A 1,423-nucleotide genomic window follows, 5' to 3' on the forward strand; every position below is an offset into this window, starting at 1 on the left:
TGTGCGTAGATGTGATCAAGAGACAGGGCGAAGCCCAGGCGCAGCCCGGCCAGGCCGTAGCTCTTGCCGAAGGAGCGCAGCACCAGCAGGTCCGGCCTCGGCAGCAGCGGCGCCGCGTTGCGTTCCGGCCCTTCGAAATCGGCGAAGGATTCGTCCACCACCAGCAGCCGCACCCGGCCGGCCAGGCCGGCCAGCGCGTCCCGCCCGTGCCGGCGCCCGTCGGGGTTGTTGGGGTTGCACAGCACCGCCACCTCGTGCCCCGCCAGCGCCTCCAGGCTTTCCGCCACCGTCACCCGCGCCCCGGCCGCCTGCCAGGCCAGGGCGTGCTCGGCATAGGTCGGGCCGAGCACCGCGACGTCGCGCCAGGGAAGCAGGTTCGGCAGCAGGCTGATCAGGATCTGCGTGCCCGGCGCGGCGGCCACCATCTCCGGCGAGGCCGCGCCATAGGCGGCGGCCGCGATCGTCTGCAACTCCCACAGCGCCTCCGGCTCCGGCAGGCGCGTGAAGGCATCGGCCGGAAAGCGCGGCAGATGATAGGGCCGCGGGTTGATGCCCGTGGACAGGTCGAGGAAAGGCTCCGGCGCCCCCGGAAAGAGCAGCCGCGCCGCGGCCAGCCGGCCGCCATGTTCCGTCACGGCGCCTGACGCGCCATCGCGGGACATGCTAGCCCCTGCCGCATTCATCATCAGCAATCGTCTCGCCCTTGCCCACGCTGCTTGTTCTGGCCGGCGCCCTCGCGCTGGAAGCCGTCCTTGGCTACCCCGAAGCCCTGTTCCGCCGGATCCGGCATCCGGTGGTCTGGATGGGCGGCCTCATCGCATGGCTGGAACGCCGTCTGAATCGGGAAACCGGCACGAATAAGGCAAGGCGCCTCGCCGGCCTCCTCGCGCAGCTCCTTCTCCTGCTCGCCGCCGTGGTGCCCGCCGCGCTGTTGCAGGGCGTCCTGCTGCGGTATCTGCCCTTTTGGCCGGCGGTGATCCTGCTGGCGCTGCTCGCCGCCAGCCTGCCGGCGCAGCGCAGTCTGCACGATCACGTGCGCGCCGTGGCCCGGGCGCTGGAGGCGCGCGGACTGACGGGCGGGCGCGAGGCGGTGTCGCGAATCGTGGGCCGCGACCCGGCCGTGCTGGACGAGCCGGGCGTCGTGCGTGCCGCCATCGAGAGCCTGGCCGAGAATTTCTCCGACGGGGTGGTGGCGCCGGCCTTCTGGTGCGGGGTCGCCGGCCTGCCGGGCATCGCAGGGTACAAGGCCGCCAACACCGCCGACAGCATGATCGGCCACCGCACGCCCCGGTACACCGACTATGGCTGGGCCGCCGCACGCTTCGACGACCTGGTGAACCTGCCCGCCTCGCGCCTTTCGGCGCTGTGGATCATCCTCGCCGCGCTGCTGACGCCCGGCGCCAGCGCGGGCGGCGCCCTGCGC

2 protein-coding genes are annotated in these 1,423 nt (G+C 72.7%); one reads left to right on the forward strand and one right to left on the reverse strand.

What is annotated here, in order from left to right; translation table 11 throughout:
- A partial coding sequence (locus ROTAS13_RS24455; protein ID WP_139323566.1) for an aminotransferase class I/II-fold pyridoxal phosphate-dependent enzyme occupies positions 1 to 662 on the reverse strand: 662 nt, incomplete at its 3' end.
- A 41-nt stretch (positions 663 to 703) separates the two neighbouring features.
- Here ROTAS13_RS24455 and cbiB point away from each other — a divergent pair.
- A partial coding sequence (gene cbiB, locus ROTAS13_RS24460; RefSeq protein WP_075823663.1) for an adenosylcobinamide-phosphate synthase CbiB occupies positions 704 to 1,423 on the forward strand: 720 nt, incomplete at its 3' end.

This window comes from Roseomonas sp. TAS13 (assembly GCF_001950415.1).
Classification (GTDB): domain Bacteria; phylum Pseudomonadota; class Alphaproteobacteria; order Acetobacterales; family Acetobacteraceae; genus Roseomonas; species Roseomonas mucosa.